The following is a 26,137-nucleotide window of genomic DNA, read 5'->3' on the forward strand; positions in this document are numbered from 1 at the left end:
TGGAGTCTTCTCCAGGGGTCTACTGCTTCACGGAGCCGTGCGTGAATGCCGTTGGGTCGCGTGAGACAAGATCGACGCGTCGGTTCACTCTGTGGCGGTGTGGGGCAGATCGGTGCGGTCGAGTAGTTCGTGGAGGCGTTCGGCGGACAGGCTCGGGTTGGTCGTCGCTCCTTCCGCGGTTTCAGGGTCGTCCAGAAGCGTCGCGATCAGATCTAGAGGCAGGAGCGGGTTTCCGGCGGCGGCTCGACGTACGTCGGTGTCGGTGAGCAGGTGGATGGGTGGTCGGTCCAGTGTGAGGTCGGCGGCTGCCAATCTGCGCACATCCGGATCCTCATAGTCGAGGAGATGCTGCAGACCGGTGCGCGGCAGATGGGGCAGCGTCAGGAGATACGGGCGCTGCCGCGGAGTGGCGATGAAGGCGTCGAGCACGGTTCTGGGCGGCGCGAGCGGGTGGTTGTACGCGATCAGGTACCGGACCTGTGGGTCGGGGTCGTCAGCCAGGCGATGCACCAGTTGCCGAGGAAGCCTCGGGCAAGTCGCGGCGACTCGGCGGAGCAGGGATTGCGTGGATATGGCGCATGCGCTGTACCAATCGGTGTCCGGCTCCACTTGCATCTCACCAACCGGCCCGATGTCCTCTGCGGTGCGGCCGACGACCCGGTCAAGGGCCTGACGCTCGGCCCAGGTGCGTGGCAGGGGGTGCACCAGTGCCCGGGTTCGCACGGTGTCGTCCAGGGACCATAGGTCCCGTCCATCGGCGAGGCACGCTTCGGCCACGGTGCGGGAGACGGCGTAGTTGACGAGCAGGAGCGACCGGTGGTGGCAGTCGGCTTCCGGCAGGTCGGCCTCCATGGCCGCTGGGTCCAGGATCAGGCTGTGCTTGCGCGCGGCGTCGCGTACGGCAGGGTCCGGATCGGCCAGTAGGGCATTGCGTTGCTCGGCGGTGAGCCAGAGCCACCAGCTGGCTCCCTGCTTCCGTGGTTCGGGGTTCTTGTGAGCCCACATCTCACGGTAGAAGGACATGGGTATCTGTCCGGAGAACGCCAGCTCCTGGCTGATCTCGTCAGCCGCGACCAGCTGACCGTGATCAGAGGTGTCCTGCCTGGTAAGCAGGGTTTCGATGACGTCGTCGGGGAGCGCCGCAACTCGCCCCAGCCGTGGGTGGGGGCCGGAGGCGAGGTCAGCGCGTACGAGAGCGTTGGGGTCATCGAGCAGTCGGCTCCGCTGCGCCGGGGTGGCGTAGCGATTGCGGGCGAAGGCCCGGCGGACAGACTGCTCGGGATGTGCGATCACCGCGTCGACTACGTCCGCGGGAAGGGGTCGCTCCTGGCACAGGACCTTCCAGGCTGCGCGTGCAGCTGCGTGCAGCAGGCGTAACAAAACGTCGGACGACGCAACTGAGTTGGCGGCGACGCCGCGAAACCACAGCTCCGCGAGGGGAGAGGGCATCAAAGCATCGTGGCAGTGATCACCCGACCTGTCGACGCACTTAGAGGTCGTTCTGTTTCCGAACCTCATGTGTGGTTTCTACTGGTCAGGCATGAGGTCACGGTTGCAGCGGGAGTCTCGCTCCATTGCTGGCCGAGATGTCGTGGGGTGGCGGGTGCCGTCGATGCGAGCGGTTCTGGAAGTGCGACGGAAGGCCGCGGCGGTGCGTGTGGAGGAACTCGAGGCCGAGCTGGACCGGGTGCGGCCGGCTCTGGCGGAGGCAGAAGAAATGCTCCGGTGCCGAGTGATTGGCCTGGAGCAGTATCTGGAGGCGCTGGCCGAGACGGATGCGCCCGCCGTGGTGGCCGATGGGGTGTCGCAGAAGAAGCCGGTGGGGCCGCGGCGGGCGGTGCCTCACCACCAGGACGCGCCCGGAGTCGACGTGCTGTCGGTGGACTACCAGGTGTTGATGACCGCTGCCGCGGAGGCGGGAGCCGACGGGCTCGGTGCCCGGCGGGCAGCGGTGGTGCTGGGCTGGGACAGCGCGTCAGCATCCCGGGTCGAAGGCGCAAGGGCTCGGTTGAAACGACTGTGCTGGCGGTGGGGCCTTCGCAGCGGACACCTCTCTCGGAGCCTGAACCGGTCGACGTGCCGCCGGTGCCGGATGGCCTGCCCGAGGTGGTGCCGGGTGGGCCGGTGGAGTTCGAGAGGGTGGTACCGGCGAGTGGGAATCTGCAGGTCGCGGGCAAGCAGTTCTGGCTCGGGACGGCCCGTTCGGGGCTGACGGTGACGTTCGGGGCCGAGAGGTGGGTGATCCATCTGCTGATCGCCGGGGCGCGGATCAAGACGGTGCGGTCGCATCTGTCGGTGGCGGATCTGGGTCGGCTGGCGGCCCGGTGCGGTCGCGCGGCCGGACCACCGCCGCTTCCGGCCGGTGACGGGGTCGCGTTCGAGGTGGACCTGGTGGTGAACAACAGCGGCCTGGTGGGCCTGGGCGGGCACCAGGTGCTGGCGGCGGGGATCCTCGGCGGCCTCCAGATGGGCATCCAGATCGACGACGAGACGCTGTCGTTCTTCGACCCGTCCTCACGGGAACTGTGCGAGTGCGGACCAACCCGCTGACCCGTGAGGAAGTCCTCGGGCTGCGGGGTCTGCGGCCGGCCGGGCCGCCGCCACGGCCCCGTGCCGAGCCGGTTCGGGTGCAGCGGCGGGTCAGCGCGGTCGGCACGGTCATGGTCTGCCGCCAGACCGTGTCCCTCGGCCGCCCCTATGCAGGCCAGACCGTGACCGTGCACGTGTCGGACACGACGATCACCGTCGATCTGGACGGCCAGATCCGGGTCATCCGCCGCACGACCGACGTCCCGGTCCGTAACGTGAAAGCCCACAGACCCCGTGAAGTTTCCGATGTTGTCCAGGCCCACCGTCAAACATCACCTGATACCAAACCGTCAGGCATCACCTGGGACCCGACATCGGGACCCTTGGTGTGTCCGGTCCCGGGCTACGCTTGACACTTTGGTCTTCAGGAGATCTGCCGAGCCATGAGTGCTGGGATCGTGGCGATCTTCTCCGTCGTGAGGGCCGACCAGTCGACCCCTGACGGTCGATGGGGGTTCGGGCAGGTGATGGTCTCCTCGGGGGTCACGATCAGGTCGACGTCGACGTCGTGCTCGGTGGTGGGGATCGGGGTTTCGGTCACCTGGAGTGGGTGGACGGTGGTGACTACGACGGTTTCCGGTGTCACCAGGCCAGCCTCGGTGAGTAGGGCGAACTCGATGTCGGAGTAGCCGGCGCCCTTGCCGATGCGGGCGCCGTCGCGGTTGACGGCGACGCTGCCGAGGATGATCAGGTCCAGTGGGCGCAGGGCGTCGACCTCGACGGTGGGGGCGATGGCGGCAGCGGTGCGGCTGGCTGCGGCCACGGCGGGTGGGACGGTGAGGGCGGCCGGGTCGAGGAGGTAGAAGGGCTTGAGGGTGGCCAGTTTCGGTACCGCCATGTAGACGGTTTTGCCCTCCTCCAGGGCCCTTGCCCGGACGTGGAGTTGGGCCTTGTCCGGTACTGCCTTGACGACGCTCGCGTGCTGCCAGGCAGGGAGTGCCGCGAGTCGGGCTGCCGCTTCCTCGGCGCCCTTGAAGTTGGGGATGCGGCCGTGAACGGAAGGGCCGTGGACGGCGTCCGCGGCGGTCAGGGCGTCCCAGACCTGTGTGCGTACCGCCTGCTTGGCGCGGTCCAGGGAGTTGGCTGCCACCGGGTGTCTCCTTCGCTCTTCTACGCTGCCGTCATCAGGCCGAGTAGTCTGTCGTGAACCTCCGCGACGAGGGGTTCCTGTCGCCAGGGGCGTAGTTCGCGGGCAGCTCCGAAGACGATGTTCATGCCTCCGCCTCCCCGTGTGGTCTCCAGCTCGGTGATGGCTTCGGTGAGGCTGGCCACCCCCGCCTCGACGTCGCGTTGACGGATACGGGCGAGCGTAAGGTTCCCCAGCACGATCGCGCGTGACTTTCGCCTGTCCCGTAACTGCTCCGCCGTGCTGGTCAGCAAGGTTTCAGCGCGTCGGTGATCACCGAGGGAGAGGTAGCAGGAACCCGCGAGGCGGCCGAACTGTGTGGGTGATACCAGGTCGGCGGCGGCGTCGCCGGCTTCCACGTGGGCGAGTTGACGTTCAGCGCTGGAGAGTGCACGTTCGCAGTTCGAGGTCGATCCCAGCATGGCGTGTGCTTCGGCAACGTGAAGGAGTGCCAGCCCGGCGAGGGCGGGACTTGTGCGGGCGGCGATGTCGGCTGCTTGTTCCGCGAGCGCGAGACCGGTACGGGCATCGTGTGCACCGTACAGCGCGACGTAGCAGGTGCGCAGTAAGGCGTGGGCTTCGAGAGTGGTGTCCCGCAGGTGACGGGCAAGGTCGGCGCTCTGTTCGTAGTACGTCTTCGCGGTGGCGTGGTCGCGGCGCTGGGAGGCGTCCCAGATCAACTGCCCCATGAGGGTGCACGCGTCGGCGTGCAGAGCGTGCAGCTCCCTTTGAACGCGTCCGCGGGAGGAGCCGGCGGCGAGCTGGTCGATGCGGTTGAGCTGCGCTGCCGCCTCCGCGATGAGGCCGGCTGAAGGCACACGGTCATAACGAGCGGCGCAGTCGTCGAAGCGCGTGCGGAGTGTCGCTACGGCGAGTAGATCGATGCGGTCCGGGTGAAGGATTGCGTAATCAAGGGCGTCCAGCCCCTGCGCGCCATGCGGTGTCTGTGCCGTCAGCAGGTCATTGAGGCACTCGGCGTTGACGCGCAGAAGGCGGGCCAGTCGTGGACGCATCCATGGCTGCGGGGCGGTGCGGCCTGATTCCCAGCGGGTGATGGTGGAACGGTCCACCTGCATGTGCTCGGCGAGGGCCTCTTGGGTGAGGCCCACGGTTCGGCGGCGCGCTGCCAGGCCGTTGCGATGGTGCGTCATGAGGCTGTCTCCCGTTTTGCCTGTCCTGCAGCGGACTTGCGGCTGCGCGACTTCCCAGGTGAGGCACGGGAGTGACGCACGGATGCCGCATCGGTGCGTCCATTGTGCTCTGGGCGTTGTCCGTTGTGGGCGGTTGTGTGGAACTCCGACGCACACCGCCAGGAAGGTCCGCCCTCAATGACGTTCCGAACACCCGCCCCGAAGTCCTCGTCCTTCCGTGTCCCGTCCGACACCGGCGCCGTGTCGTCCGCTCGTCGCCGGGTTGTCGCGATCGTCCATGACTGGGACTTGCCGCTCGTGGAGGGCACGGTTGAGACGCTGGAGTTGCTGGCCGGTGAGGTGATCGCGAACGCCGTGGTGCACACGGGGGAGAGTTGCCAGGTCACGGTGAGCTGGGACGGGCTCCGTGTGCGGCTGGAGGCCGAGGACACGAAGGGCGGTCACCTCCCGGAGTGGGTGCCGGCCGGCCTGGATGGGGAGAGCGGGCGCGGACTGCAGTTGGTTGACGGCCTTGCCCAGGCGTGGGGCTGTCGGCCGACTACGGGCGGAAAGGCGGTCTGGTTCGAGATCGCCGGCTGTTCAGCCTCGACCTCCCGTCCGTCGTCCGCCGCATCCGAAAGGGATTCTTCGTTCGGGGGCGGAGACGCACAGCGGCTGGTTGCCATGGCTGAACAGAGAAGCCGCGTGTCCCGTGGCTCCCGTACGCCCGTTGCCATCACCTGACCAATTGGACCGCCTGACTTGGGAGGCGCAAGTCCCGAGGCAGGTGCCGGCGCCCCTGACCTGCCTTCCACCGCTGGTGGAGCAACTGGGGGCGCCACAACCAGGGAGCAGGTGACCTGCTCGCTTCTGCCAACACCGAAGGAGATACGCCCATGTCCGAGCAGAACATGACCACGAGCGGTGGTCAGGAGGGCCACGGCCTGCTGGTAGCCCGACGCCGGATCGCCGCCGCCCGTTCGCGGGCCGAGCAGCCCTCGGACGGCGGTTCCACCGGTCGTTCCGACGGCAACGACTGAGAAGGGCCGTAACCGATGACCACCGATGTACCCGCGGTGGTCGCGCGCCTGGGCGAGGACTTCCTCGCCCAGGTGTACGGCCGCACCTACCGCCACTTTCCAGGTGAGCCGGACCGCTTCACCGGCCTGCTGGGCTGGGACGACCTGAACGCCCTGCTTACCCACCACCGGCTCGAACCTCCTCGCCTGCGCCTTTCGGCCAGCGGCGAGACCCTGCCCCAGCACGCCTACTCGGTGCCGGTCACCACTCGTCGCAGTACCGTGTGGCACCGGCTCAAGCCCGCCGAACTGCACCGCCACCTCGCCGAGGGCGCCACCCTCGTCCTGGACGCGATCGACGAGCTGCACCCGGGCATCGGCCACCTCGCCCAGGTGCTGGAACGGCACCTGCGCACCGGCATCCAGGTCAACGCCTATGCCTCATGGACGCCCGAGGAAGGTTTCGGGGTCCACTGGGATGACCACGACGTTCTCGTCCTCCAACTGGACGGCGCCAAACGATGGCGTATTTACGGCCCTACGAGGCAGGCTCCGTTGCACCGGGACACGGATGTCCCCGAGCCGCCACTGGACGAGCCGCTCGCCGAACTGGTTCTCAACGCGGGGGACATGCTGTACCTGCCGCGCGGCTGGTGGCACGCGGTCGCCGCGTCCGAAGGCGTCCACTCCCTCCACCTCACCTGCGGCATGCAGACGACGACCGGCGCCGACCTCCTCCAGTGGCTCTCCGAGGACCTGCGCCGCGAGACGACCGTGCGCAGCGACCTGCCACGCTTCGGGACCGAGGAAGAGAAGGCGGACTTCCTCCGCTCCCTCGGTGACCTGGTCATGAAGCAATTCGAGAACGGGACGCTGCTCGACCGCTTCCTCGCCATCCGGGACGCCACCGACCGGGCCCGCCTCGTGCCCTCACTCCCGTACGTCGAGGGCGTGCCGCCCGACCCCGCTATCGCCGTACACCTGGTGACCGCTCGCGCCCGGCTGCACAGTGACAGAGAGGGCAACGCGGTACTAACAGCAGGAGGAGAGGAATGGACCTTCTCCACGCAGGCCGCACCCCTGCTGTCCCTCCTCGTGGACGGTGGCCGTCACCGCCTGGACACACTCGCCCGAGCGGCCGGACTTCGCGTCGGGCAGGTGGCGCAACTCGTGAGCGAACTGGTGGACGGCGAGGTCGCGGCCGTAAGGCGGGAAGGGTGAGCGCCCGGCTCGCTGCCGGGACGTACCGGTGCCGTGACGTGTCGCAGTCGGTGGCCGCTGCCGTGGACGCCGGGGTGTCATGGGTCGACACAGCACCGAACTACGCGTTCGGTACGGCTGAGACCTCGTTGCGACCGGTCCTCGATGCGTGTCCTCACGTACGCGTCTCGACCAAGGTCGGCTTCGTCCCCGACTCCGACTGGCGCGCCGTGCGGGCCGCCGGGGTGTTGCCGTACGACCACGATCAAGGCCACTGTCTGGCACATACCTACATCGCCTGGCAGCTCGCCCGCAGCCGTGCCCGCCTCGGCCGCACCCCGGACCTGGTCTTCGTCCACAACCCGGAACACGGCCGGACGGACCGGACCGATCTGTCGCGGACGCTGACCGAGGCATTCGAGGGACTGGAGGGCGCGGCGGACGCCGGCGAGATCAGCGGCTATGGCGTCGCCACATGGGCAGGCCTGTCGAGCGGCATGTTCACCATCCCTGGACTCACGGAACTCGCCGAAACCGTGGGCGGGCCGGACCACCACTTCCGAGCTGTGCAGTTCCCGGTCTCCCTCATTCACCTCGCCGTGGTGGCGGACGCGCTCGACGGGCGCGGAGCACTGGCAGAAGCACGGGAAGCGGGACTCGACGTCTTCGCATCGGCTCCGCTCGGAGGCGGTGAACTGCTCGGCGCGATGACGGAAGAGCTGGTGCGCATCATCGATTCCGAGGCGTCCCCGGCGCAAGCCGCGCTCTTGGTCGCTCTGTCGGCTCCGGGGGTGTCACATGTCCTGCTGTCGGCTGGCACACCGGCACACTGGGCCGATGCCCGTGGCGCTGCGGCCCGCGAGCTCTTGTCGCCCGATCGTCTGAGAAAGGTCGTCGATGTCCTCGGAACCTGACGACCCCGAGGTGGCCGCGCGTATGCGGAGTGCCCATACCGCGGCGTGCGGCTTCCTCGGGGCGGCCCCTGATACTCAGCCGCCCGGCGGAAAGACGCGAGAGGCATGGGGGTGGAGGGGGCGCACACTGGGCCGCCCCGTTACCGGCGCTTACGGGCCAGGGTGGCTGCGTATCGTTCACAGCCCGTTGGACAAGGCGGCCGGCAAGTTGTGGACGGGACCGGAAGACGCCGAACAGCTGGTGCCCCGGCAGGTGCCGCGCCCTCGCCTACATCTCGTACGGCAGTGGACGGAGGGAGAGAACGCATACAAGGCAGAGCTGTACGACCGCGCCGTCGGTGAAACCGTCTCGCCCACCCCCGCGCCCGTCACCGCCGTACCGTCCCTGACGGCAGCCTGGTGGAGCGACCTGCGCACGGCCCTAGCCTGTCTCTCGCCGGTCCACACCGACCGTACGGCCGTACGTCAGGCATACCTGGACCGCGCCATGCCGAAGTACCTCGCCTTCCTCGACGGGCCCGTCCCCACGATGCCACGCGCGTGGTCCACCGCACACGGCGACCTGCACTGGGCCAACCTGACCGGCCCTGAGCTCGGCATTCTGGACTGGGAGGGCTGGGGCATCGCCCCGGCCGGCTACGACGCCGCCCTGCTGCACGCCTACAGCATCGGCGTGCCGGAGACCGCAGAGCGGGTACGCCAGGAACTTTCCATTCTTCTCGACAGCGAGGACGGTCGCTTCGCGGAGCTGGTGGTTATCACCGAACTTCTGCAGAGCGTCGAACGCGGGGACAACGTGGAACTCGTTCCCGCTCTGCGGCAACGTGCGAAAGAGGTCTGGTGCCGGACGACGGCCGACGGCGTGGAGGTCCTGCTTCGCAAGTACGACTGAGAGAGCACGTGACCATGCCCGAGGCCCCTGGCATCCGCGGGGGCCTCGGTGTTTTCCAGGTGTGGTCGCTCAGGACGCCGGTTCCCCGGTGTCCTCGGTCGGGAGTTGCTGTGCGCGGGTGCCGAAGGGGTTGTCGATGACATACCGCCAACGGCCGTCCGGACCCAGCCGGGCGATGTCGGTGGCGGTGCCCTCGACGTGCACGGCCTGCCCCTCCCGACCGGTCCCGCTGATGGCCCAGTCGACTATCAGCAGCGCCACGTCTCCGCTGCGGTACACATGCCGCGGACGGACCACGATGGGAACCCCGAACTTTTGCAGGCGGCCGTTTGCGGCGTGCAGGTCCGGGCCGGTCGTCGGTGTTCCCGGCTGCGGCACCAGCACTGCGGCGTCCTCGTAGACCTGCCCTAACGCGGCGGCGTCGCCGCTGTTGAACCGCTCGGCGAACACCGCGGGCACATCTTCGGGCCGATCGGCCAAGGCTCGCATGATCGACAGACATCCTTCCGGGCCGGGAGAATCGAAGTGCCCACACGTTAGGAGGCGATCTCGTGACTCACCGAACGGTTGGTTATCAGGCAGGGCTCCCCGACGACCCGCGTGCGAACGTCACCGCACCCGCCCCCGAGTGCCCGGTGGAGATCACGCTGGCGGCCCTGCACGGCCGCTGGACGACGCTGGTGGTTCGCGAACTGCTGCGTGGCGACCTCTCATACAGCGAACTGCGCGCGGTCCTGCCCGCACTGTCGGACAAGGTGCTGTCCGATCGCCTGGCACAGCTCGCCGAGGCCGGAGTCGTCGAGCGCGACCGTCGACCGGGCTGGCCGCCGCGAGTGCGCTACGCACTCACCCCCAGTGGCCACCGCCTCGGCCCCGTCCTTCAGGCTCTGTGGGACTGGGGAGCGGAGGCGTCCGGACGAGACAGCGGGGCTGAGAGTGGCCATGAGACGAACCCTGTTCACTGATCGGCCGGATGAGCCGTCCCACCTGTGGCGACGCTCCAATATTCCGTCTACGCCTCTTCCGCGGACGCCGACATACGCCCGCTTCGGGCGGCACACGCCTGCATATACGCGAAGACCCGTTCTCAGCGTTTCCGCTGGTGACGGGGCCTTGGACACACTTTCACAGTGTGCCCCCGGCAGGATTCGAACCTGCGCACACGGCTTCCGGAGGGGGATTGCCTTCCAGGCATCGTCGCAGGCCGCGCGGTTGTGCGGAGAAGCACCTGCAGACCTATACAGATCCTCGGGGGCCCGGAGCCTTCCGCACGTATGACTGGCAGGGCGATCCGGAACGGCTGAGCCAGTTGGGCTGTCTGGCCCCAGCCCTGCTGAGCGTTCGCATCGGCTACAAGCAGGTAGTGCCATTGTTCCACCCTGACGGCCCCGGAGCTGAAGTACTGCATTCCATGGAAGCGGTGCTTGCGAACGAGGCGTGTGCGACAGCGGACTTCTTGGACGTGACGCTGGATCCTTTGATGGGACCCTGGTCTCTGGTCGATCGAGCACTAGTAGCTACAGGTGAAGCCGGAGGTACGGGGCTGCCCGACTTCAAGGCCGTTGCCGTCACCAAGATCCTCCACCGCAAGCGGCCTAACCTAGTGCCGATTTTCGACAGCAGCATCTACCAGTTCTACCTCGGCCAAAAGCCAGTTCCCGGAGCCTACAAGGACACCCCTCGGCGCTTGTGGCCGCTCCTGCAAGCAGACCTACGCCGTCATCAGGGTTGGATCCAAAACCTCATCGTCCCCATTCGTACGCCTGACGAGAGGCCTCTCAGCCTTCTTCGAGCGGCAGACATCATAATTTGGGGACACACGGCCAGCGGATGCGCCGCGTGACGGTGCCCTGCTGACACTTGAGGGGCATGTTCGCCGTTGCGAGAGCACGCCGGACGCCTGTCTTCTACCCTGCTGATCGTGTCGTTACATGGATGCAGGTGCCTGTGAGGCAGCAGATGTGGGGTAGTGAGCGTCGCCGAACGGCGATTGGGCGGATGGCGTTGTCGGTGCCCGCGCGTCAGGCGCTGGCGGACCGCCAGTTGCTACCTGGGCGGACGATCCTCGACTACGGCTGTGGCCGTGGTGACGATGTCAGGGCCCTGGAGCAATTGGACTGCCAGGTGGCTGGGTGGGATCCGTATTACCGCTCCGACATTCAGCTGGTCGCCAGCGACGTCGTGTTGCTGACCTACGTGTTGAACGTGATCGAGGATCCGGTAGAGCGTCGGCAGACCTTGGAGCAGGCGTGGGAGCTGACCTCGACGCTGCTGGTTGTCTCAGCCCGGCTGACCTGGGAGAAGTCAAAGGTCCACGGTCGGAAGTTCGGTGACGGTCTACTGACCAGTCGGCAGACGTTCCAGCATCTCTACGCCGCGAGTGAGCTTCGGGAGTACGTGGAGCAGGTGACCGGCGCGCGAGTGGTTGCCGCCGCGCCCGGAGTCGTCTACGTGTTCCGGGACGAGGGCGCCCGTCTAAGCTATCTGGCGCAGCGTGTGATCCCGGATGCCGAGTGGCTTGCTTCCGAGGACACTGCCTCAGCGGTGAGTGCGGTGGTGGACTTTTTCGAGCGCAGGGGACGTCCGCCGCGGATTGAGGAGATGCCGCGGACCGTTGCGGAGCTCCTGGCTCATCTGCGGCCTGGCGACGTCAAGCGTCTGGTGCGGGATGGTGCTGATCCTGAGCGTGCCACCGCGGGGGTTAAGCGATCGACGTTGAACACGTTGCTCTACCTGGCGGTGGAGCTGTTCAACGGTCGTGGACCGTTCGGGAGTCTGCCAGTGGGCTTGCAACAGGACGTGCGCACGTTCTTCAGTTCCTACAAGGAGGCGTGTCAGCGGGCTGACCGACTGTTGTTGAAGCTCCGCGACGACGGCTATGTGCGTAGTGCCATGAACGCCTCCGTTGTTGGCAAGGTGACACCGACGGCGCTGTACGTGCATCGACGCGCGCTGGAGCGGATCCCGACGGTATTGCGCTTGTACGAGCACTGCGCGTCGATCGCTGCCGGTCGCCCGGAGCAGTGGACCGTGGCCAAGCTCAGGCACCAAGGGCGAGCGGTGTCGTGGCTGGACTACCCGGACTTTGACAAAGACCCGCATCCGCGGATCCGGTCCTCCTACATGGTGGACCTGCAGACGCTTGAAGCTTCCCATCTCTCATACGAGAGCTCGGCCAACCGGCCGCTGCTGCATCGCAAGCACGAGTTCCTGGCACCGGATGATCCGGACGTGCCGCGATACCGCCGGTTGACCGAGTCTGAGATGCGGGCGGGGTTGTATGAACGGCCGCACCTGATCGGGACCGAGAACGGCTGGGAGGCCGAGCTCGTCAGATGCGGCCGGCAGCTGCGCGGGCACCGGCTGGTGAGCCGCTCGGAGGCGTAGGGCTGGTCAACCTTCCTTAGGCTGCATGCTGGCGATGATCTCGGCGAGCGCAAGGGGATCGAAATCGGCTGCCTGGGAAGGAAACCAGGAAAGACGCAGCCCGTTGGCAGCCACGGCGTTGTCCAGGCCCATCGCCTGAAGGACATGGCTGGGGGTGTAAGAGGCGCTGGTGCAGGCCGAGCCGGTGGCGATCGCGACCTGGTCTTTGAGGCGGACGATGAGTGCTTCGGCATTCAGCTCATCGAAGCTGACGTTGAGGATGTGGGGGACGCTGTGCTCCGGGTCTCCGTTGAGGCGGAAGCGCGTCGCGCTGAGCGCAGCAAGGATCCGCTCGCGCATCGCCTTCGCCTCCCGCTCCCACGTCGCCCGGCTCTCGGTGAAGATCTTCGCGGCCTCGTACAGGCCCATGATCAATGGAACAGCGAGGGTGCCGGGGCGCAGTTTGCGCTCCTGCCCGCCGCCGAACATGATCGGCTCCAGCGGCACCTTGTCCCATCCCCGCCGGCGGGTGATCAGAGCGCCGACGCCCTTCGGGGCGCCGATCTTGTGGCCGGAGATGCTGATCAGGTCGATAGGCGCCATCAAGTCGGCGGGGACCTTGCCGTAGCCCTGAGCTGCGTCGACGTGCAGATAGGTGGGCGTGACGCGCAGCTTCTCGGCGAGTTCGGCGACCGGCTGGATGACGCCGGTTTCGTTGTTGACGTGCATCAGCGACACCGCCAGGGTGTCCGGACGCAGCCGCTCCAACACGGCGTCGGCGGTGATGCGGCCGCTGGGGCCGGGGGAGAGGAAGTCGACCTCGAAGCCGCGGGTGTCGCGTAGGTGTGTTAGTGGCTCCAGTACAGCCTTGTGCTCGATGGCGGAGGTGATGATGTGCTTGCGCCCCGTGAGCTCGCCGTGCGGTGCCAGTCCGAGCAGAGCAATGTTGTTGGCCTCCGTCGCCCCGCTGGTGAAGATTACTTCTTCCGTTTTGGCGCCGACGGTGCCGGCGATGAAGGAACGCGCCTGTTGCACCGCCTTCTTGGCGCGTGCACCGTACTCGTGGGTGCGGCTGCCGGCGTTGCCGAAGTCTTCGGTCATCCAGTGCAGCACTACCTCGGCAACCCGCGGGTCCACCCGCGTCGTCGCTGCCACATCCAGATACGCCACCACGGCGCTCACCCGCCTCTTTGCACGCTTCCACAACAGTCGTACGTCAAGTGATTAACGTACACGCTGGGACCGCAGCGCACGAAGCCACCACCCCAGTACGTCAACATCATCCTCGCGGCGCTTGTTCCTGTGTCGCTTCGCCGCCTGCAGGCGCATGGTCGAAGGGCTGGTACGTCATTTTGTGCATCTGAGTACGTTGAGACGAAAGCGACGTACGTTTCTCGTGACACGTACGCGCACGCTAGAGTGCACGGGTGCAGACTGAAGCGGCGAGCAAAGCTGCGGGGCGGGCTGCCTCGCGAGCGTCCAATGGCTTTGAATACACCTTCCCCGCGATCCGCGGGGTGCAGGCGGGGCGGGAGTTCTATGCGTCGATGTGCCCACTGCGGCTCATCCCGAAGATCTTCCTCTTCGACGAAGATGATCTCTCCGCCGAGCTGAGAGCCCAGCGCGTCCTGAACAAGGGACGCCTGCCGGCGCTCGCCCGCTACATCCTGGACAACCCCGAGGACTACGTCTTCAGTGCCCTGACCGCCTCCGTTGACGGAGACATGGTCTTCGATAGCCAGGGAGCCGAGGGAGCCGCGCACCGCACCGGGCAGCTGCGCATCCCCATGGACGCACGCTTCCTCATCAACGATGGGCAGCACCGCCGCGCCGCCATCGAGCTGGCGTTGAAGGAAAACCCCGACCTGGGGGACGAGACCATTGCCGTGGTCTTCTTCCATGACACCGGACTCGCCCGCTCCCAGCAGATGTTCGCCGACCTCAACCGGCACGCCGTCCGTCCGGCCCGCTCGATCGGCGTCCTCTACGACCACCGCGACCTCAACGCACAGATCACCCGGACCCTCACTGAACGCTCGGCCGTCTTCAAGGGCTTTGTGGAGATGGAGAAGAGCACCCTGTCCGCCCGCTCCCGGAAGCTGTTCACCCTCAGCGCCTTGTACTTCGGCAACCAGTCTCTGCTCCAGGGCCTCGCGCTGAAGCAGGAGGAGGCTGGCCGGCTGGCGCAGTCGTTCTGGGAGGCCATGGATGCGGCGCTGCCCGAGTGGGCGATGGTGCGTGACAAGCAGCTGTCCGCGCAGGAGATGCGCCGGGACTTCATTCACAGCCACGGCATCGCTCTGCATGCGCTGGGCCGTATCGGCAACTCGCTCTTGCGGGAGTCCACCAAGACGACCGTGTGGAAGAAGCGTTTGGCTCCGTTGAAGCACGTGGACTGGAGCCGGGCCAACGCCGACTGGGAGGGGCGCGCCATCGTCGGCGGTCGCGTTTCCAAAAGCCATCAAAACGTGACACTTACCGTTAATTACCTGCGTAAGCATCTGGGCCTGGAGTTGAGCCCGGAAGAACAACGTGTGGAAGACGCATACCTGCGAGGCGAGGCATGACCACCATCCCCCTCAATCTCGGGCTCACCCCCGTACGCCGCAAGCCCTTCAACGGGCGTTCGCTGGACGAGGTTGTCACCGAGCTCACCGAGGAGATCCGCGAGCTCTACACCGCTGACCAGGTGCCCTGGGTTATCGGTTACAGCGGAGGCAAGGACTCCACCGCCGTCCTGCAGCTGGTGTGGATGGCCCTCGCAGACCTGCCCGCCGAGCAGCGCACCAAGGCCGTGCACGTCATCTCCACCGACACCCTCGTGGAGAACCCAGTCGTCGCCGCTTGGGTCTCCGCCTCCCTGGGCACCATGCAGGACGCGGCACAGGCACAAAGCCTGCCGATCGAACCACACCGCCTCACGCCGGAGATAAAGGACACCTTCTGGGTGAACCTCATCGGCCGCGGCTATCCCGCCCCGCGCCCGAAGTTCCGCTGGTGCACCGAACGACTAAAGATCAAGCCGTCGAACAGCTTCATCCGCAGCGTGGTCGCTGCCCACGGCGAAGCGATCATGGTGCTGGGCATTCGCAAGGCAGAAAGCCAAGCCCGCGCTCGCGCCATGGAAAAGCACGAGAAGCGACGCGTGCGCGACCGCCTCTCACCCAACGCCAACCTGCCCAACTCCCTCGTCTACAGCCCCGTTGAGGACTGGACCAACGACGATGTGTGGGAGTTCCTGATGCAGAAGCCCAACCCCTGGGGCTACAACAATCAGGACCTGCTCACCATGTACCAGGGCGCCTCCGGGGACGGCGAATGCCCCCTCGTGGTCGACTCCACCACCCCCTCCTGCGGCTCCAGCCGCTTCGGCTGCTGGACCTGCACCCTCGTCGAGCAGGACAAGTCTATGTCCGCCATGATCCAGAATGACGAGGAAAAGGAGTGGATGCTCCCCCTCCTGGATCTGCGCAACAAGCTCGATGCCCCCTTCGGCCACTACCAGGAGGGCGACCCCGACCTCCCGCCCGGTCGTAAGGCACCCTTCCCGCGCCCCGACAAGCCGGCCCGTGACTTCCGCCGGATGAACGGCAAGGTGATGCTGTTCAACGACGGCGCCATCCACGGCCCCTATCTGCAGTCCTACCGCGAAGAGTGGCTCAAGGAGCTGCTCCAGGCGCAAACATGGATCCGTGCCCACGCCCCCGAGCACGTGCAGAACATTGAACTCATCACGCTTGACGAACTCCATGAGATCCGCCGGATCTGGGTGTTCGACAAGCATGAGGTCGAGGACAGCCTGCCGCAGATCTATCAGGACGCCACCGGCGAACCGTTCCCGGGCGGCCCGCTGGATGAGCAGCTTGTCATGGGCTCCGACGAGATGGATGTCCTCAAGCAGGTCTGCGACGGCGACGACCTGCACTACAACATGGTCCGCGAACTCCTCGCCGTCGAGCGGAAGTACCGCACCATGGCTCGCCGGTCCGGCCTCTTCCAGGCCCTTGAGCAAGCCGTGCAAAAGGGCTACTACGACAACCACGAAGACGCTGTGGAATTCGCTACGCGCAAGAAAAAGTGGCGTGACGACATCGCCGAGAACCTGACCTTCGACGACGAAAACGAACTCGATGCTCCTGCGTAAGATCACCCTCGAAGAATTCGGGGCCTACCGCGGCAAGCAGTCTCTTGATCTCACCCCCAAGAAGAACAAGCCGATCATCCTGATCGGCGGGTTGAACGGGTGCGGCAAGACGACCTTGCTCGACGCCATCCAGCTGGCGCTTTACGGCAACCGCGCCCGCTGCAGCGGCCGCGGCACCAAGGCTTACGACGCCTACCTGCGCGAGAGCATCAACCGCAAGGCCGACCCCACCCGCGGCTCTGCCATCACTCTCGAGTTCACCGTCATGACCGGCGGGCACGAGCACTACTACCGCGTCGTTCGCAGCTGGCACATCAGCGGCAAAACCCTCAAGGAATTCCTCAACGTCTACGTCGACGACACCTACGGCGCACGCGCAAAGACGCAACGCAACGTCACGCCCGAGGGCAAGTTCAATCGGCTGTTGAGTGAGGGCTGGGCCGACCACGTCGAATCCCTCCTCCCCTTGGAGATTGCCTCCCTTGCCTTCTTCGACGGTGAGAAGATCGAGTCACTGGCCGACCCCGAACGAGCCGCCTCTGTCATCGAGTCCGCCGTCCACTCCCTCCTAGGCGTGAGCACCGTCCAGCAGCTGCGCAACGATTTGCTGGCCCTGCAGCGTCGCCAGAAGTTGTCCGACGAGGAACAGCACCTGCTGGACAACATCCGCGCCCAGGAAGCCGAACGCGAAGCGGTGCTCTCCCAGTACGACATCGCCCATCAGGAACTCGCCCACTCCCGCACCGAGCTCGGTAAGGCGCAGCGCAAGCTGGACAGCCTGGAGAAGGCGTTCGCCGACGAGGGCGGCGATCTGTTCACCAGGCGCATCGAGCTGGAGAACGACAAAAAGCAGACCGCCGCCCGCCTGGCCCAGGTGCGCGGCGAGCTGATCCAGCTTGCCGCGGGTCCGCTGCCCCTGCTGATGGCCCAACCGCTCCTGCAGGACGTGCGCCGGCAGGCCGAAAGGGAGCGTGAAGCCCAGCAATCGGCACAGGTTCTGGAGGTACTCGAAGCGCGTGACCAATGGTTGCTGGATCTGGTGCCCGACACCGTCCGCGCCGATGTGCTCAAGCAACTGGATGCCGACCGCGCCGAGCGTGCCGACAAGACGCAGCTGCCGGTGGACCTACGCTTGCCGCACGACGCACTGGCCCAGCTCACCGTCTTGAATGAACTCCTGCAACGGGACCAAGAGCGCTCACAGCAACTACTGCATAACGCCGCAGAACTGACAGAACAACTTGACCAACTGGACCGACAGCTCGCCGGCGTCCCCGCCCAGGACAAGGTCGAAGCCCTGCAAGTTGCTCGGGACGAGCAGATCGTGGAAGTCGCCCGCAGCCAAGCTGCCTGCGACCGCGCCACGGCCAAGCTGGAGGACCTCAAGCGACGCCGTGAGCACGTCACCACCCTACTCGAACGGGCCCACAAGGAGTTCGTCCGCACCAAGGTCAAAGCAGAAGAAGTCGAGCGGATTATCAAATACTCCGAAAAGGCCCGCGACACTCTCGAACGCTTCGGCTCCGCACTCCTCAAGCGGCACATCAGCCGCCTCGAAGTGGCCGTCCTGCAGAGCTTCAAGGTCCTCATGCGCAAGCAAGGACTCGTGCACGACCTGCGCATCGACACCGACAAGTTCACCCTCACCCTCGCCGATGCCGACGGCGAGCCCATCGACCCCGCGCGGCTGAGCGCCGGCGAGCGCCAACTCCTGGCCGTCTCCCTGCTGTGGGGCCTGATGCGGGTCGCCGGCAACCGCCTGCCCAGCGTTATCGACACCCCCCTGGGCCGTCTCGACAGCCGTCACCGCGAGCACCTCGTCGACCGCTACTTCCCCAACGCCAGCAACCAGGTCCTCCTGCTGTCCACCGACGAGGAGATCGATGAGTACCTGCTGGGCCGCTTGAAGAAGTCCGTCGCCCAGACCTACACCCTCGTCCACGACGACACCGAGTTCACCACCGCTGTCGTCGAAGGCTACTGGTGGAACGCAGGAGCACAGCATGCCGGTTGACAACGTCCGCCTGTCCCAGCCAGCTAAGGATCGGCTGACCTACCTCAAGCGCACCACCGGCATCACCCAGTGGAACGTACTGTGCCGCTGGGCGCTGCTGCTGTCCCTCAAAGACCCCTCGACTCCGCTGGTCAAGGACATCGTCACCGACTCCAACGTGGAGATGACCTGGAAGACCTTCGCCGGCCAGCACGGTGACGTCTATCTGGCCCTGCTCAAGCAGCGCTGCGCGGCGGTTGGGCAGGAGGTATCCGATGAGAACGTCGCTCGCATGCTGACCGTGCACCTGCACCGCGGCATCGGATATCTGGGCGCGGACAAGCAAATGGCCACCATCGAAGGGCTAGTTGACGCCGTCGTCGCCCTCTGACGCGACCCTACTGATCCCCCAGGCAGGCCCCCTGGGGGATCGGTGTATCTGAGCCCCGTGGAGGACCAGAGGGTTGCCTTGTAGGGCTACTGAACTTGATTGGGTGATGTCGGTGCCGTTCGCCTGACAGCCGGCCGTCGGCACCGATAGCCGTTGGGTGTGAGGTATGCGCAGGGCGGCGGGCTGACCGACGCCGAGAGGACCACGCGGGAGCGGTTACGGCTCCAGGCCGTGGAGCGTTTCGAGGGCGGGCAGAAGAACGCGGAGATCGCCGCTGCCCTGCGGATCAGCTTGCGGTCGGTCGAGCGGTGGCGCCGGGCCTGGCGCGAGAGCGGCGAGGCGGGAGTCCTGTCGAAGGGGTCGCCGGGAAGACCTCGACTCAGTGAAGCCCAGTTCGACAGGCTGGAGCAGGAGTTGGAGCGTGGTCCACTGGCTCACGGCTGGGCGGACCAGCGGTGGACCCTGGCATGGATCAAGACGCTGATCGGCCGGCTCTTCCACGTCTCCTACACGGTCGAGGGCACCTGGCGGCTGCTGAAGCGCCACGGGTGGAGCTGGCAGCAGCCCACTCGACGGGCGATCGAGCGCGATGAAGACACGGTCGAGGTGTGGAAGAAGGAGACCTGGCCGCGGGTAAGAGCACCGCGGCGGAGCGCAACGCCTGGATCGTCTTCGAGGATGAGGCCGGGCAGTCGATGACTCCGCCGCGCGCCAGGACCTGGGGCCGGATCGGCCAGACCCCGGTCGTGAGGGTGAGGAGCCGAGGCTCGGGGCGCGTGTCGATGGCTAGCTACAAGCCGGGCCAGCGGTCCCGGCTGATCTACGCGATCCGCGAGTACCAAGGCCGCAAGGACGAACCGAAGGGCTTTGGCTGGCGCGACTTCCGCGACCTGATCGTCCGCGCTCGCATCCAGCTCGGCGGACCGATCGTGCTGGTCTGGGACAACGTCCGCCTGCACTGACGGCCGGCATGCGCGAGTTCATCGACGCGAACGCCGAGTGGCTCACTGTGTTCCAGCTGCCTACCTATGCCCCGGACCTCAACCCGACCGAGGGCGTCTGGTCGCTGGTCAAGCGGGACATCGGCAACCTCGCCGCGGCCGACCTCGGCCAGATCACCCGCGCAGTGAAGCGCAAACTGAAGATGCTGCAGTACCGACCGGAGGCCATCGACGGTTGCCTCGCCGGCACCGACCTGGCCCTGGACCTGTGAGCGTGGGGTCGACCGACCCGTAATTGGTCGAAGCCCAAAGCTGCTGGTCAGCTACGGTGGCGGCATGACTGACAGCATGCCCGAGGACGTAGCCGACGTGCTTGACCTCGTCCTGAACCGGGACGAGCCCGTTCACGTCGCCCTCCGACGGCAGGTGCCCCAACTCAGGGTGCAATCCCGCTGTGAGTGCGGTTGCGGCACTGCCTACTTCGACCTCGACGCTGACGCGGTGGAGCCCGCGCCAACGGGCCCCTGCACCGTCGTGGCTGCCGAGGTGCAACTGTCCACCGAAACCGGCGAGTGCCCTGGCGAGGTCCTGGTCTTCGCGCAAGGCGGCTACCTCTTATGGCTGGAGGTCTGCTCTTGGAGCGATGACGTCGAGGTGAATCTCGCCGCGGCGCGGCGCTGGCTACAGCCATCGTCCTGAACCCGAGCGGGTAACAGCCGGCGGTCTCGGATCCTGACGCCGTCACCACGAGTCGACCGACGTCACGAGTTCAAGTTCAGTAGCTAGCCCTACGGGTGAGCCAGTCCCGGACAGTTTCGCCTGGGGTACCAGACGGTTGGCCGGCGCTCCTATCTCGCGCCCACAAGTCATCATGACTCGTCCACTATGTCGCTTTCGCCGCGTGTGGTCGCAGGTCATGCCCTTCCAAGCAAGTCATCCCCTGCGCTGGTCCTGACTTGGTCGCGTGTGCTTGCAAAGGTGTGACCGCCAAGTTGATCTCGGCGCCGTCAACTCCCTGCCGTGGACGGCCCACGTGCGAGCCTCATGGCTACACAATAGGAATCCTGTTGAGCCGGGCTGGGCGGCTGGCACCCTGAACGTCTGGTGACCGATGACCGCCATCTTGAAGTGTGCCCTGACCGGGATGGAGGCTGCTGGTGTTGTCCCGGTGGCGATGGTGTTGTTTGGGCCGCGTGGGGACGCCAGGCAGGCTGGTTCACAGACCAGTGCTGAAGGGCAACCTTCCGCGGAGTCTGCGTGTCACAGTGATCGCTGCGCTATTTTTTCACGCATGACTGGCGCAACCCGTGGACGTGGTTGTCGTGTCCGGGGGAGAGGATCGACGTATCACTCGCCAGGGTGTTGGTGACATGGCGACAGACTGAGAACAATGGTGGGTTCAGGGATCGTGGGGAGTGAGGCGAGAACGTGGAGTATGAGCAGGCGGTCGTCGACGTGGACGCGGCTCCTGCCGGCACGATGCGCGTGGCGACAGCACGGGCATGGGCTCGGATCCTCGTGGGCGTCGACTCCCCCAACGACCTAGGCACGTTGTTGGGGCGCTCGACGGCCGCAGGCGACGAGGTTGACGTCCGTTGCCATACCCAGCGAGCACGAAACCTGCTACGCAAGAATCATCTTAGGCGCCTCGATCAGTTGCTCGGGATCACCATCGCTGATTTGCGTAATATACGACAGTGCGGCAGAGAGAGCGCCGTAGATATTTTGACCGCTCTGTTGCTAACACTAGTTGGCGATTCAGGCATGCCGCCTCAAAGATCCGACGTTCCGTTGCCGGGGATAGACGCTCATCTGGATTCTCCCAAGCCTCAGAGGTCTGGCGGCGACGGCAGAGAACGCGATCCTGTGAAGGATCCTTTGCTTGACCTCCTGAAAGGCGCGTGATGACCGACGACTTGCCCTCTTGGGAACCGAGGTGGAAGCGCCGGTACAACTCGCCGCCAGATGACCTAATCAAAGACTTCTATGTCCCTGCCTTCGCCCGGTCGCGAAATTACGATCGGGCCGTTGGGTTTTTCTCCGCGGGCATTCTGGCGGCAATTGCGCCCTCTCTTGACAGGTTCGTTCTCAACGGCGGCATGATGCGGCTCATTACGTCTCCGGCCCACCTAAGCGACGATGAGCTGGCGGCAATGGGTAAGGGCGAGGAACTCAAGAACTACCTCAAGGAGGGGCTTCGACGCGCCATCTTGCAGCCGATTCCCAGCCCTGTGCTAGCTGACCGGCTGAAGCTGCTGACATGGATGGTCGCCTCTGGTCGGCTGGATGTCCGTATCGCACTGCGAGAGCATACGCACAGTTACGCACTGTTCCATGAGAAGATCGGAGTCTTCTCTGACCAGCCCGGTAACTGGATGACGTTCACCGGCAGTCCGAATGAAACCATCGGTGGGGCTAGGCTTCATTCGGAGTCGTTTCCGCTGCATCGTAGTTGGGTGAACGAGGAGCAGCGCGCGTATGCCCGCGAAGAACGAGACCGGTTCGAGCAGCTATGGGGCGAGCGCGTTGATGGCGTAGCTTTGTGGCGGGTAAACGACTGGATTGAACATCCTATGCGGTCCAACTTCGGCATCCGCGAGCCGTCTGCAGGGCGGACAATAACCGAAACTGGCCAACCAGTCTCATCGATCGCCCCTTCTTTGGAAGGCGTGTCGCTTGTCCCGTCGCTACCTGACGACCTTACACTGCACGAGTTTCAACAAGATGCGGTGAACGACTGGCTTCGGGCTGGTGGACGCGGCACTTTCGCTATGGCAACAGGCACTGGTAAGACCATCACCGCCCTGACAGCCGCGACGCAAGCCTCCGTATCCTCCTCTAACGCCAACAAGCCACTGCTTGTGCTGGTGATCGTGCCACTGATCGATCTAGTGGACCAATGGCGTCAGGAGGCCGAGCGGTTCGGCTTTCGTCCCGCTGTCTGTCACGGCACCCTCACCAGCAGACAGCGGGAGCATCTGAAATCTGTATTCTCAGCTGCCCGATCAAGTCAAGGACGCCGAGCTGAGATGGTAATCACCACAGCGGGCAGCCTCACGCCGCGTGGGGAGGACGTCGCTGATGACGAACATTTTGTGCAGCGGCAATTGGCCCGTCATCGTGGCCGGATCATGGTCATCGGGGATGAGATGCACTCGCTGGGCACACCAGCGCGCCTAAATGCGCTGCCCCCAAATCCCACGTTAACCCTGGGGCTCTCTGCGACGCCCAAGCGGCACGGCGACGACGAGGGTACGCATGCTCTCCTAAGCTACTTCGGCGATCCTGTGGCTTCGATCAGTATCAAGCAGGCGATCTATCAGTACAACGCACTCGTACCTTATGACTACTTGCCGTTTCGGATCGAGCTGACTGAGGACGAGGCCAAGCGTTATCGGCAGATTTCGCAACGGATCGCGGCTGCGTTCGCCAAGGGGGATGAGCTAGCGGCAGAGGCTCAAATCCGAGCGCGCACCAGGCTAACTCAGCACGCCACTGGAAAGCACGACCGACTTCGTCAGCTGATGGCGAGCGGCTTGAAAGGCCAAACGCACCAGATTATCTATGTTGCCGAAGGGAAGAATCCTGAGACTGACTTCCCTGCGCTCAAGAAGACCGAGAAGATGCTTCGCAAGGAATTCGGGATGCGGATCGAGTGCTATTACGGTGAGACAGACAGGAATCGTCGTGAGGTCCTTCAGGAGCGCCTGGCCAGTGGGGACATTCAGGCTCTATTGGCTATGAAATGCCTAGACGAGGGAGTTGACATCCCATCCGCGCGTATTGGGGTCATCACCGCGTCGACCCAGAACCCTCGGCAATTCGTGCAGCGTCGTGGGCGACTTTTGCGGCGTGACCCGAATAACCCGAAGTCGCACGCTGTTATCTATGACTTCATCGTAATGCCGCCTCGACCTGCCGGCGAGCCATCTGATTCAGAGAAGCGCCTCATTGCGGGGGAGCTGTCTCGAGCCGCTGAACTTGCCGAGGCGGCACGAAACCGCGAGGCGCTTCTGACAATTATCGAGTGGGCATATGAATACGGTCTACGTCCCGTTGATCAGCCCTGGATGAGTATGACTGAGGACGACGAAATGGAGGAATGGGCCTGATGAACCCACTTGAAGAGCAAATGCAGAAAATGGCGAGCGAGTTGAGTTCTGAGGCTAAGGAGGTGGTCAATTACGTTGTTACTGCGGAACATAGGCGAAGGTTCTCTGATGACCGTAGTGACCTACCCGACGAATTTGCTAACCGTGCTCTTCAGATGGCGAAGGCTAAGGAGGGCCGCAAGTGAAGTTCGTGACCTTGGTAATGCGTAATTGGCGGTCCTTCCACGGCGACCACCGAGTTGAGTTCTCTATCGACCCGCGTAAGCCTGTAACTCTAATTCTAGGGCCTAATGGTGCTGGCAAGACAGCCCTTCTCAATGCGTTCACCTGGGCTCTGTACGGTGAGTTCACTGACGGGTTCGCAAGTCCAAGCAAATTGGTCAACGTCGACGCTGTAGAGATGGATCCATCTGCCGAGACCTGGGTAGAACTTACTCTGGTCCACGAGAAAGATGAGTTCCGTATCCGCAGGGTAACCGATGCGCACAGGCAGGCCGCTGGCGAATATGACCTAACAGTTACCAAAAACGGTGAGCGTGCGGTTGAAGACGACATTTATCGGATTCTCCCTAAAGCACTCAAAGACCTGTTCTTCTTTCCTGCCGAGACGTTCAGTACTGCGAACGTATTGGAGGGGAGCAGGCCTGGCGAGGGATCTTCTCTAAACATCGGCCAGGCGATCAGATCTCTGCTGGCTGGCGACATCTACGACCGGGCGATCGAGGATCTGCGTAAGGCGATAGAGAGTGAGGCACTCAAACCGCCTAAAAACTATAGTGACAACACCGTCGAGGAAGCTCGGCGGAGGTACGCGCAGGCTCAGGAGGAGCTCAATTCTGCTGAGGAGCGTCGTGATGCCCTTCCAGGGCTGCTTGCGGATGCCAGGGACAAAGCGAGTAAAGCGAAAAAGGACGCTGAGAGGTACAACCCGGAGGAGATCAAAAAATGGGAGCGTGAGTACGAACAGCGAACGGCGCGCGTGCGGCAAGCGGAATCCGCAACCCAACGAGCGTACGAGCTCTACCTCGACCTGGCCCGCAAGGCGCATCTCCATTTTTCTCAGAGCGCAGTGTACTCCGCCATCTCGCAGCTTGACCTAGCTGAAAAGGCCGGCTTGATGCCTCCGCGTATTCACGAGTCGGTGCTCGACAAGACGTTGAACGACTGCCGCTGCACGCTGTGTGGCGAGCCACTCTCGAAGGAAGCGAACGAGCGCATCAAGAGGCTGCGTGCGCACGTCGGCGACGCGCGGATTGCTGTCCGCGGCATGGAGACTCGCTCTCTGCTTGTGCGGCATACCACCCAGAAAGACATGGCGGTCGCGAACCTTCGCGACGAGATTGCCTCTCTCGCGTCAGATCTTGGAGTCGCCGGCCCACAGCAGGGTGCCGACATGAGAATGCTCCAGGCAGTGCTGCGGACGTGCCTCGATATGGCTGAACGGCTGCTTGGCAACGCGACACGTGAACTCATGGAATTCACCGAAACCCAGGATGTGGAACGCCCCCCAGCAGGCCAGAGCCCTGTTGAGATCGCCATGGTGAGGCAGAAGAGCGTAGATATACTCGCTGCCGAGTCCAAGGGCATTGAAGCCGAAATCGAGGCGCTATCATCCAAAGTCGGAGAGTTGCTGTCGGACTACACTAAGAAGTCCTCGAAATCTGAGGGGCACAAGCGCAAGACAGCCGCCATTGAGATCCTTCGTGAGGTCAAGAAATTCTTCGATACAGCCCGTAAGGGTCTGAACAGATTTGGTCGAGAAGATTTCGAGAAGGCAATCAATGCGACCTACTCGGATCTAATTGCCAAGCCGTATCAAATCCACGTCGGCGAGGATTTTGGCATTACGGTGCGTTTTCCAGGAAAAGATGAGGAGATTCCGCTTTCTCAGTCGGAGAAGGTGTTGGTCTTGATTGCTTTCCTGGGTGCCATCGCAAGGCTGGCTCCGCTTTACGAAGAGATCGCACGGAATCGGCAACAACTCAAGCGTACGGGGAGCGTCGATACATCGCGGAGTCATGGCTTCCCAGTCGTCCTCGACTCGCCGACAAGTCCATTGGATGATGAGTACGAGGCCGACGTGGTGAATGCGCTGCCCAGGTTGCTGCCTCAAGTCGTCGTGTTGGTTTCAGCGAAATCCGTTGCTGTATGGGAAGGGATCGCTGGTAGCGTGGGAAGCGCCAACATCATGGAATTGACTTCGCGTAGCTCCAGCAACCGAACGGTCCAATGGAACGGAAAGGACCACATTTACAGCGCTCAAGACGAAGGTGTGGCGCATGCTAGAACACGGATGACCAATATCAGTTAAAGGACGAGA

Annotated in this window: 20 protein-coding genes and 2 pseudogenes; 17 read left to right on the forward strand and 5 right to left on the reverse strand. The window is 64.6% G+C overall.

From position 1 onward, the window contains the following. Positions 1–84 precede the first annotated feature (84 nt). The gene (locus BU52_RS19000) at positions 85–1,449 is read right to left on the reverse strand and encodes a hypothetical protein (protein WP_037935903.1); all 1,365 of its coding nucleotides are present in this window, start codon (positions 1,447–1,449) and stop codon (positions 85–87) included. 570 nt (positions 1,450–2,019) lie between these two features. Between BU52_RS19000 and BU52_RS37285 the strand changes: the two are divergent. Next, positions 2,020–2,843: pseudogene (locus tag BU52_RS37285) on the forward strand (IS481 family transposase); the annotation flags it as partial. Positions 2,844–2,953: 110 nt separating this feature from the next. Here BU52_RS37285 and BU52_RS19010 read toward each other — a convergent pair. Further along, positions 2,954–3,679 carry a 5-formyltetrahydrofolate cyclo-ligase gene (locus tag BU52_RS19010; protein WP_037935904.1) on the reverse strand — a complete coding sequence of 242 codons (726 nt, stop codon included), beginning with the start codon at positions 3,677–3,679 and terminating at the stop codon, positions 2,954–2,956. Between the two features lie 20 nt (positions 3,680–3,699). Next, complete coding sequence (locus BU52_RS19015) at positions 3,700–4,866, reverse strand: helix-turn-helix transcriptional regulator (RefSeq protein WP_037935905.1); 1,167 nt, start codon at positions 4,864–4,866, stop codon at positions 3,700–3,702. A gap of 177 nt (positions 4,867–5,043) precedes the next feature. Between BU52_RS19015 and BU52_RS19020 the strand changes: the two genes are divergently transcribed. From BU52_RS19020 to BU52_RS19035, 5 genes are all read left to right on the forward strand, one after another. Continuing rightward, positions 5,044–5,589: an ATP-binding protein gene (locus tag BU52_RS19020; RefSeq protein WP_051858380.1), complete on the forward strand. Its 546-nt coding sequence runs from the start codon at positions 5,044–5,046 to the stop codon at positions 5,587–5,589. 152 nt (positions 5,590–5,741) lie between these two features. Further along, entirely contained in the window at positions 5,742–5,885 is a 144-nt protein-coding gene (locus BU52_RS35705) for a hypothetical protein (RefSeq protein WP_167343528.1), read from the forward strand. A 15-nt stretch (positions 5,886–5,900) separates the two neighbouring features. Then, positions 5,901–7,085: a cupin domain-containing protein gene (locus tag BU52_RS19025; RefSeq protein ID WP_037935907.1), complete on the forward strand. Its 1,185-nt coding sequence runs from the start codon at positions 5,901–5,903 to the stop codon at positions 7,083–7,085. Beyond that, a complete protein-coding gene (locus BU52_RS19030; RefSeq protein WP_037935908.1) occupies positions 7,082–7,978 on the forward strand; it encodes an aldo/keto reductase in 897 nt (298 codons plus the stop codon). Before BU52_RS19025 ends, BU52_RS19030 begins: the two co-directional genes overlap by 4 nt. 187 nt (positions 7,979–8,165) lie before the next feature. Next, positions 8,166–8,870 (forward strand): phosphotransferase, encoded by a 705-nt coding sequence (locus tag BU52_RS19035; RefSeq protein WP_235216379.1) that lies wholly within the window; start codon positions 8,166–8,168, stop codon positions 8,868–8,870. A 69-nt stretch (positions 8,871–8,939) separates the two neighbouring features. Here the strand turns inward: BU52_RS19035 and BU52_RS19040 are convergent, their stop codons facing one another. Further along, positions 8,940–9,359 (reverse strand): YybH family protein, encoded by a 420-nt coding sequence (locus BU52_RS19040; RefSeq protein WP_037935909.1) that lies wholly within the window; start codon positions 9,357–9,359, stop codon positions 8,940–8,942. A 62-nt stretch (positions 9,360–9,421) separates the two neighbouring features. Between BU52_RS19040 and BU52_RS19045 the strand changes: the two genes are divergently transcribed. The 3 genes from BU52_RS19045 (at position 9,422) to BU52_RS19050 (ending at position 12,257) form a co-directional block, all read left to right on the forward strand. Next, positions 9,422–9,835: a winged helix-turn-helix transcriptional regulator gene (locus BU52_RS19045; protein WP_078903323.1), complete on the forward strand. Its 414-nt coding sequence runs from the start codon at positions 9,422–9,424 to the stop codon at positions 9,833–9,835. 8 nt (positions 9,836–9,843) lie between these two features. Continuing rightward, on the forward strand, positions 9,844–10,713 hold the full coding sequence (locus BU52_RS37165) for a DUF6308 family protein (protein WP_362264869.1): 870 nt from the start codon (positions 9,844–9,846) through the stop codon (positions 10,711–10,713). A gap of 104 nt (positions 10,714–10,817) precedes the next feature. Continuing rightward, positions 10,818–12,257: a DNA phosphorothioation-associated putative methyltransferase gene (locus BU52_RS19050; RefSeq protein ID WP_037935910.1), complete on the forward strand. Its 1,440-nt coding sequence runs from the start codon at positions 10,818–10,820 to the stop codon at positions 12,255–12,257. Positions 12,258–12,263: 6 nt separating this feature from the next. On the opposite strand, the gene dndA is transcribed toward BU52_RS19050, so the two are convergent. Further along, on the reverse strand, positions 12,264–13,418 hold the full coding sequence (gene dndA, locus BU52_RS19055) for a cysteine desulfurase DndA (protein WP_078903324.1): 1,155 nt from the start codon (positions 13,416–13,418) through the stop codon (positions 12,264–12,266). Positions 13,419–13,663: 245 nt separating this feature from the next. On the opposite strand from dndA, the gene dndB reads away from it, so the two are divergent. The 8 genes and pseudogenes from dndB (at position 13,664) to BU52_RS33780 (ending at position 26,128) form a co-directional block, all read left to right on the forward strand. After that, positions 13,664–14,803, forward strand: coding sequence for a DNA sulfur modification protein DndB (gene dndB, locus BU52_RS19060; RefSeq protein ID WP_037935911.1), 1,140 nt, complete (start codon positions 13,664–13,666; stop codon positions 14,801–14,803). Further along, complete coding sequence (gene dndC / locus BU52_RS19065) at positions 14,800–16,380, forward strand: DNA phosphorothioation system sulfurtransferase DndC (RefSeq protein WP_037935913.1); 1,581 nt, start codon at positions 14,800–14,802, stop codon at positions 16,378–16,380. Before dndB ends, dndC begins: the two co-directional genes overlap by 4 nt. Continuing rightward, positions 16,367–18,394, forward strand: coding sequence for a DNA sulfur modification protein DndD (gene dndD / locus BU52_RS19070; RefSeq protein ID WP_037935915.1), 2,028 nt, complete (start codon positions 16,367–16,369; stop codon positions 18,392–18,394). Before dndC ends, dndD begins: the two co-directional genes overlap by 14 nt. Beyond that, positions 18,384–18,764 carry a DNA sulfur modification protein DndE gene (dndE, locus tag BU52_RS19075; protein ID WP_037935917.1) on the forward strand — a complete coding sequence of 127 codons (381 nt, stop codon included), beginning with the start codon at positions 18,384–18,386 and terminating at the stop codon, positions 18,762–18,764. The genes dndD and dndE overlap by 11 nt, the downstream gene beginning before the upstream one ends. A gap of 159 nt (positions 18,765–18,923) precedes the next feature. Then, positions 18,924–19,977, forward strand: a pseudogene (locus BU52_RS37290) (IS630 family transposase). Between the two features lie 64 nt (positions 19,978–20,041). Next, positions 20,042–20,404, forward strand: coding sequence for a hypothetical protein (locus BU52_RS19090; protein ID WP_037935920.1), 363 nt, complete (start codon positions 20,042–20,044; stop codon positions 20,402–20,404). 1,205 nt (positions 20,405–21,609) lie between these two features. After that, entirely contained in the window at positions 21,610–23,817 is a 2,208-nt protein-coding gene (locus BU52_RS33775) for a helicase-related protein (RefSeq protein WP_157847893.1), read from the forward strand. Positions 23,818–23,998: 181 nt separating this feature from the next. Beyond that, positions 23,999–26,128 carry an AAA family ATPase gene (locus tag BU52_RS33780; protein ID WP_078903326.1) on the forward strand — a complete coding sequence of 710 codons (2,130 nt, stop codon included), beginning with the start codon at positions 23,999–24,001 and terminating at the stop codon, positions 26,126–26,128. The last annotated feature ends 9 nt before the right edge of the window (positions 26,129–26,137 follow it).

It is taken from the genome of Streptomyces toyocaensis (genome assembly GCF_000725125.1).
GTDB lineage: Bacteria > Actinomycetota > Actinomycetes > Streptomycetales > Streptomycetaceae > Streptomyces > Streptomyces toyocaensis.